Annotated in this window: 6 protein-coding genes and 1 pseudogene; 2 read left to right on the forward strand and 5 right to left on the reverse strand. The window is 72.7% G+C overall.

What is annotated here, in order from left to right:
- Positions 1-2: 2 nt before the first annotated feature.
- Positions 3-1325, reverse strand: coding sequence for a PLP-dependent aminotransferase family protein (locus ACFVYA_RS23860; RefSeq protein WP_387048013.1), 1323 nt, complete (start codon positions 1323-1325; stop codon positions 3-5).
- 71 nt (positions 1326-1396) lie between these two features.
- On the opposite strand from ACFVYA_RS23860, the gene ACFVYA_RS23865 reads away from it, so the two are divergent.
- On the forward strand, positions 1397-2053 hold the full coding sequence (locus ACFVYA_RS23865; RefSeq protein WP_387048000.1) for an O-methyltransferase: 657 nt from the start codon (positions 1397-1399) through the stop codon (positions 2051-2053).
- A 1-nt stretch (position 2054) separates the two neighbouring features.
- Here ACFVYA_RS23865 and ACFVYA_RS23870 read toward each other — a convergent pair whose 3' ends face one another.
- Together ACFVYA_RS23870 and ACFVYA_RS23875 are read right to left on the reverse strand one after the other, a co-directional pair.
- Entirely contained in the window at positions 2055-3965 is a 1911-nt protein-coding gene (locus tag ACFVYA_RS23870) for a transglycosylase domain-containing protein (protein ID WP_387048002.1), read from the reverse strand.
- A gap of 72 nt (positions 3966-4037) precedes the next feature.
- Positions 4038-4757, reverse strand: coding sequence for a FadR/GntR family transcriptional regulator (locus tag ACFVYA_RS23875; RefSeq protein WP_285989115.1), 720 nt, complete (start codon positions 4755-4757; stop codon positions 4038-4040).
- A gap of 143 nt (positions 4758-4900) precedes the next feature.
- Here ACFVYA_RS23875 and ACFVYA_RS23880 point away from each other — a divergent pair, with 143 nt between their 5' ends.
- Complete coding sequence (locus ACFVYA_RS23880) at positions 4901-5131, forward strand: hypothetical protein (RefSeq protein ID WP_387048004.1); 231 nt, start codon at positions 4901-4903, stop codon at positions 5129-5131.
- Positions 5132-5199: 68 nt separating this feature from the next.
- Here ACFVYA_RS23880 and ACFVYA_RS23885 read toward each other — a convergent pair whose 3' ends face one another.
- Together ACFVYA_RS23885 and ACFVYA_RS23890 are read right to left on the reverse strand one after the other, a co-directional pair.
- A complete protein-coding gene (locus ACFVYA_RS23885; RefSeq protein WP_387048006.1) occupies positions 5200-6567 on the reverse strand; it encodes an L-serine ammonia-lyase in 1368 nt (455 codons plus the stop codon).
- 14 nt (positions 6568-6581) lie between these two features.
- A pseudogene (locus tag ACFVYA_RS23890) lies at positions 6582-6824 on the reverse strand (lipoyl synthase); the annotation flags it as partial.

The following is a 6824-nucleotide window of genomic DNA, read 5'->3' on the forward strand; positions in this document are numbered from 1 at the left end:
TGTCAGTCCGCCAGCAGGTCGTCCGGGCTCCCGCTCGCCAACCCCGCCAGGACGTCCAGAGCCGAAGCGAGCGTCTCCACCGGTGGGGCCGACACCGCGATCCGGACCGCGTTCGGCGCGTGGCCCGGCAGGACCGCGAACGCCGCCGCCGGGGACAGGGCGATCCCCCGCCGGGCCGCCGCCGCGACGAACGTCTCCGCCCGCCAGCGGTCCGGCAGCTCCCACCAGCGATGGTACGACGCCGGATCACCGCGCAGACCCGGCAGCTTCTCCGCCACCACGGACGCCCGCGCGGCCGCGTCACGGCGTTTCGCCGCCTCGATCCCGGCCAGGGTGCCCGTCACGATCCACTGCGTCGCCGCCTCGACGGCGAAGCGCGACGCGCCCCAGGCACCCGAGCGCACCGACGACGCCAGCCGGGCCGTCCAGGCCGGTGGCGGCACCAGGAAGCCCGCCGTCAGGCCGGGCGCGACCCGCTTGGACAGGCTGTCGACGAACACCGTGCGCTCCGGCGCGTACGCGGCGAAGGGGCGGACGTCGTCGCGCAAGAACGTGTAGATGCCGTCCTCGATCACCGGCAGGTCCAAGCGGCCCACGACCTCGGCGAGCTCGGCGCGGCGCCGCGGCGGCATCGTCGTGCCGAGGGGGTTGTGCAGCGTCGGCTGGACGTAGAGCGCGCGCACCGGGCCGGCCGCGGCGAGCGCCTCCGGCACCAGCCCCGACTCGTCGGTTTCGATCGGCACGAGCTCCACGCCGAGCCGTGACGCGAGGGCCTTCACCACCGGGTACGTCAGGGATTCCACCGCGAGCCGCTCGCCGACCGGGACGAACGCGGCGATGGACGCCGCGAGAGCCTGCCTGCCGGTGCCGGTGAACAGCAGCGTCGCCGGGTCCGGGCGCCAGTCGCCGCGGGCGAGCAGGCCGGCCACCGCGTCCCGGGCCACCGGGGTGCCCGCGGCGCCGATCGGGTGCAGGGCCGCCGTCAGGACGTCGGCTCGCAGCAACGGTTCGAGCGCGCGGGCCAGCCGCGCGGACTCCTCCGGCAGGACGGCGAAGTTGAGCTCGAGGTCGACGCGGGCGCCGCCGGGCTCGGCGAGCGCGGGTTCGGGCGGCGGCTTCGCCGCGCGGACGAAGGTGCCGCGCCCGACCTCGCCGACGGCCAGGCCGCGCCGGACGAGCTCGCCGTAGACGCGGGCCGCCGTCGAACCGGCGATGCCGCGCTGGCGGGCGAAGCGGCGCTGCGGCGGGAGCCGGTCGCCGGGCCGGAGGCGGCCGGCCTCGATGTCGGCGGCGATGGCGTCCGCGACGACGCGGTAGTCGTCCATGGTCACCTTCCCGCCGGAAACGCTCTCGGCGAGCATGATCCCACCCGGGCTAGATTGGCCTCGGAGGTGCCATGACCGACCAGATCTGGACCGAAGTCGACGACTACCTCGCCGGCGCGCTGCTCGCCCCCGACCCGGTGCTCGACACGGCGTTGGCCGACGCCGACGCCGCCGGGCTGCCGCACATCGCCGTCGCGCCCAACCAGGGCAAGCTGCTCAACCTGCTGGCCCGGCTCGCCGGGGCGCGCGCGATCCTGGAGATCGGCACGCTCGGCGGGTACAGCACCATCTGGCTCGCCCGCGCGCTGCCCGCCGGCGGCAAGCTGGTGACCTGCGAGTACGAGCCGAAGCACGCCGAGGTCGCGAGGGCCAACCTGACGCGGGCGGGGTTCGGCGAGGACGTCGTGGACATCCGCGTCGGCGCCGCGCTCGACACGCTGCCGGCGCTGACCGGGCCGTTCGACTTCGTGTTCATCGACGCCGACAAGGCCAACCTCGCCAACTACGTGCGCGCCTCGCTGGCGCTGGCGCGGCCGGGCACGGCGATCGTCGTCGACAACGTCGTCCGGCAGGGCCGGGTGGCCGACGCGGGCAGCGACGACCCGAACGTCCGCGGCGCGCGCGAAATGTTCGACCTGCTGGCCGCCGAGGACCGGATCGACGCGACCGCGATCCAGACCGTCGGCGGCAAGGGGTACGACGGGTTCGTGCTCGCCCTGGTCCGCTGACTCACCGCACGGGCCGCGGGCTGCCCGGGGCGGGGCGGACCGGCAGTCCCCGGTGCGCGTCCGTCATGAACGCGCGCCAGATGTCGGCCGGGACGACGTCGCCGGTCAGCTTCCGGCCGCTCGCGTCCTTCAGCCGCCGGTCGTCGTCGGAGCCGACCCAGACCGCCGTCACCAGCTGCGGGGTGTAGCCGACGGCCCAGGCGTCCTGGTAGTCCGGGCTGGTGCCGTGCTCGGCCTCGCCGGTGCGCAGCGCGGCCGGCCGGCCGCCGGGCAGCACCGTGCCCAGCGTGCCGGTGACCTCGGCGGCGACGCGTCGGCTCGCGTCGTCGTCGCCGAACGCCGGGCGCGTGGTGTCCGGGTTTTCCCAGACGACCGAGCCGCTTTCGTCACGCACCTTCGCGACCAGGTGCGGGGTGGCGCGCCGGCCTCCGGCGGCGAAGGTCCCGTAGGCGCCCGCGACGTCCAGCGGCCGCAGCGGGTACCGGCCGATGGCGATGCCCGCCCCGATCAGGAAGCCGTCCTTTTCCCGCAGGGTCGGGACGCCGTCGACGGCGTCCGGGATGCCGGCCTGCCGCGCGGCTTCGCTCACGGCGTCCGGGCCGAGCTTCTTCGCCAGCGCGATGAACGGGCCGTCGGCGTGCGTCGCCAGCGCCGAACGCGGGGTGCACTTCGGGCCGCAGACGTCCGGGTACTGGAAGTTCTCGCCGAGGAACTCCAGCTTCGACGGCGACGGGATCGGCCGGTCCGGGCCGTAGCCTCGGCCCAGCGCCGCGGCGAGCGTGAACGGGTGGAACGCCGTGCCGAGCGCGTGCGGGCTGCCCGCGTAGTCGCGGACACCCTGGTCACCACCGTAGTAGGCGCGCACGGCCCCGCTCGCCGGGTCGATCGCGATGACGGCCCCGCGTAACTCTTCCGGCTCGCCGTCCAGCCGCTCCCGGAGGGCTTTCTTCGCGGCGTCCTGCCGGCTGCGGTCCAGTGTCGTCTCGACGGTCATGTTCCCCTGCTGGAGCCGGCCGAGCGGGAAGCCGTCCCGCTCCAGCTCGGCGAGGACCTGCTGCTTGACGTGGAACTCGTCGTAGGTGACGCGGCCGGCGCGGGTCTCCGACGGCGGCTGGATCTCGTTGCCGGGGTAGGCCATCGCTTCGTCGTCCGTGACGTACCCCCGGCTCACGAGCTTGTCGCGCACGTACTGCCAGCGCCGGGCGGCGTGGACCTCCCCCGAGGCGGCGGGGTCGTGGACCGACGGCGACTGGATCATCCCGGCGAGGAAGCCGGCTTCGCTCCAGGTGATCGAGTCGTCGAGCTTCTTGCCGAAGTAGGCGTTCATCGCCGCCGCGGGGCCGAACGTGCCGCGGCCGAAGGAGATGATGTTGACGTAGCTTTCGAAGATCTGTTCCTTGCCCTGCTCCTGGGTGATCTTCGTGGCCAGCACGAGCTCGGCGAACTTGCGCCCGAGCGTCGCGTCTTCGTCGCCGGTGGACTTCTTGATGTACTGCTGGGTGATCCCGGATCCGCCGCCGACGCCGGTGAGGAACGCGCGGCCGATGCCGGTCGGGTCGAAGCCCTGGTTGTCCCAGAAGGTCGGGTCCTCGGTGGCGATGATGGCGTCGCGCAGCTTCGCGGGTATTCGCGAGTAGGGGACGAAACTCCGGTCGCCGTCGGCCGGGATCACCTTGAGCAGCTCGGACCCGTCCGCGTACTTCAGGACGACGGTCTTGCCGAGGCCGGCCAGGACGTCCTGGGGACTGCGGACGTCGAGCACGAGGTAGGCGACCCAGAAGGCGATCAGCGGGCCGCCGACGAGGACCCCCACGGTCCAGCCGGCGATCCGCCGGATGCGGCGCCATCTCCACCGGCGAGGGGTGTCCGGCTTCGCGGTGGTTTCGGGGTCTTCCTCCGTCGACAAGGTCACGAACGGATGACGGCCGGACGGGTGACAAAGTTCTGGGACAACCCGGCCAAGGTTGTTCGAATCCTGTGAAGCTCAGGAAAGAAAGGCGCGCAGCAGCGAGGCCGTGCCTTCGATGTGCTCGGCCATCGCCCGGCGCGCCGCGGGTGCGTCGCCGGCCAGTATCGCGTCCACGATCGCCTCGTGCTGGGCGTTCGAGTGCTCGAGGTTGGGCGGGAGCAGGGGAATCCGGTCGAGCAGCTGGTTGACGCGGGTGCGGGCGTCGGCCATCGCCGTGGTCAGCGAGCCGGACGCGGTCACCTCGGCGATGGCCAGGTGCAGCCGCGAGTCCTTGCGGCGGTAGTCGTCGAGGTCCGCGCCCGCGGCCTCGGCGAGGGTGCCGGTGAGGTGCTGCCGGTCGGCCGGGCTCAGCGACCGCGCGGCGGCCATCTCGGCGGCCCCGGTCTCGAGGACGTAGCGGAGGCTCAGCGCGTCTTCCAGCGAAACGGTGTCGACCTTGCCGCCGGGCTCGGGCGGGGCGGGCAGGGTGTCGTGCACGAACGTGCCGCCGTAGCGCCCCCGCCGTGACTCGACGTAGCCGGCGTCGGAGAGCGCCCGGATGGCCTCGCGCAGCGTGACGCGGCTGACGCCGAGCCGTTCGGCGAGTTCGCGTTCGGACGGGAGCCGCTCCCCCGCGCCGACGACACCCAGCCGGATCGCCTGCAGCAGCCGCTCGACGGTCTCCTCGAAAGCGTTGCCGGTGCGGACCGGCCGGAACAGCGCTTCGCCGGCATTCACCACCGAGGTCGACTCCATCCCGCGAGTCTAGGCGCCGTACGGCAGCGGCGGTCACACTGTGTTCCTGGCAGCTGTTCCCAGCAGCTGTTCTCGGCGGCTGTTCTCGGCGGCTGTTCGCCGCGCGGAAAACCGGTGGATCCGGACGGCCACGGTGAGCGACGATGGAGCGACCGACACCGAACATCGACGCAGGGGGCGATCCGGTGCACTTTCTGATGGCCGAGGACCTGGTCCACGAACGGGAGAACGAGTTGCGCCACGGCGTGCGCAACCGCCCACCCGGCCGTGCGACGCCGAGGCGCCGCACGGGCACGAGGAGACAGCAGTTCGGCTGGACGCTCGTCGAGGTGGGGCTGAAGCTGGCGGTGGAGCCGGAGGACCGGCCGGAGTGACGGCGCGCCGATCGCCACTGCCGCCGATCGGCACCGCGTTCCACCGGACCCTCGGCCGCGGCGAGCGGTCAGCACTCGATGACGTTCACCGCCAGGCCGCCGCGGGCCGTTTCCTTGTACTTCACGCTCATGTCCGCGCCCGTCTCGCGCATCGTCTTGATCGCCTTGTCCAGCGTCACCACGTGGCTTCCGTCGCCGCGCATGGCCATGCGGGCCGCGTGGATCGCCTTCGACGCGCCCACCGCGTTGCGCTCGATGCACGGGATCTGGACCAGGCCGCCCACCGGGTCGCACGTCAGGCCGAGGTGGTGCTCCACGCCGATCTCCGCCGCGTTCTCCACCTGGGCCGGCGAGCCGCCGAGGACTTCGGTCAGGCCCGCCGCCGCCATCGCCGACGCCGAACCGACCTCGCCCTGGCAGCCGACCTCGGCGCCGGAGATCGAGCCCGTCTGCTTGAGGATCGAGCCGATCGCGCCCGCGGTGAGCATGAACTTGACGATGCCGTCATCGGTCGAGTGCCGGATGAAGCGCTGGTAGTAGTGCAGCACCGCCGGGATGATGCCCGCCGCGCCGTTGGTCGGGGCCGTCACCACCCGGCCGCCCGCTGCGTTCTCCTCATTGACCGCCAGCGCGTACAGGCTGACCCAGTCCATCGCGTACAGCGGGTCGTCCGCGCCGTCCTCGGCCAGCAGCTTTTCGTGCAGGGCCTTCGCGCGCCGCGGGACCTTCAGGCCGCCCGGCAGGACGCCTTCGTGCGTGCAGCCGTTGCGGACGCACTCGGCCATGACCGCCCAGATCGCCAGGAGCCCGTCCCGGACCTCTTCGCGTGAACGCCAGGCGAGCTCGTTCGCCAGCATGATCTCGCTGATCGGCAGCCCCGTCGCCGCGCAGTGCCCGAGCAGGTCCGCGCCCGTGCGGAACGGGTACGGCACCGGTGTCGAGTCCTCGACGAACACCGCGTCCGTCTCGTACGACTCGTCGCGGACGAACCCGCCGCCGACCGAGTAGTACGTCCGTTCGCGCAGCACGGAACCCGAGGCGTCGAACGCGCGGAACACCATGCCGTTCGGGTGCGCGGGCAACGACTTGCGCCGGTGCATGGTGAGGTCGGTGTCCTCGTCGAACGCGATCTCGTGCGTACCGGCCAAACGCAGCCTGCCGGACTCGCGGATCTCGTCGACGCGCACCGGCACGGTGCCGGTGTCGATCTCTTCGGGACGCTCACCGGACAGCCCGAGCAGGACGGCTTTGTCGCTGCCGTGGCCGAACCCGGTCGCCCCGAGCGAGCCGAACAGCTCCGCTTGGACACGGGAAACCGAGGAGAGGTCCGCGCCGAGTCCGTCCACAAAGGTCAGTGCCGCCCGCATCGGCCCGACGGTGTGCGAGCTCGACGGGCCGATGCCGATGGAAAACAGGTCGAAGACGCTGATCGCCATTGATCCGCCCCTTCCTATCGTGCCAGCAGGGAGCTGGCTTCTTGCGCGGCCGGGCCCTGGTCGGCGAGGTGCCGCAGGTTCTCCGGCAGCTCCTCCCCACGGTAGCCCTTGGTCTGCGCGTAGAGCCGTCCCGCGCGGTACGACGAGCGCACCAGCGGCCCGGCCATCACACCCGCGAAGCCCATCGCTTCCGCGGCGCGAGAGTGCTCGACGAATTCCTCCGGCTTCACCCACCGGTCCACCGGGTGGTGCCGCGG

Origin of the sequence: Amycolatopsis sp. NPDC058278 (genome assembly GCF_042881395.1) — a bacterium.
Taxonomy (GTDB): domain Bacteria; phylum Actinomycetota; class Actinomycetes; order Mycobacteriales; family Pseudonocardiaceae; genus Amycolatopsis.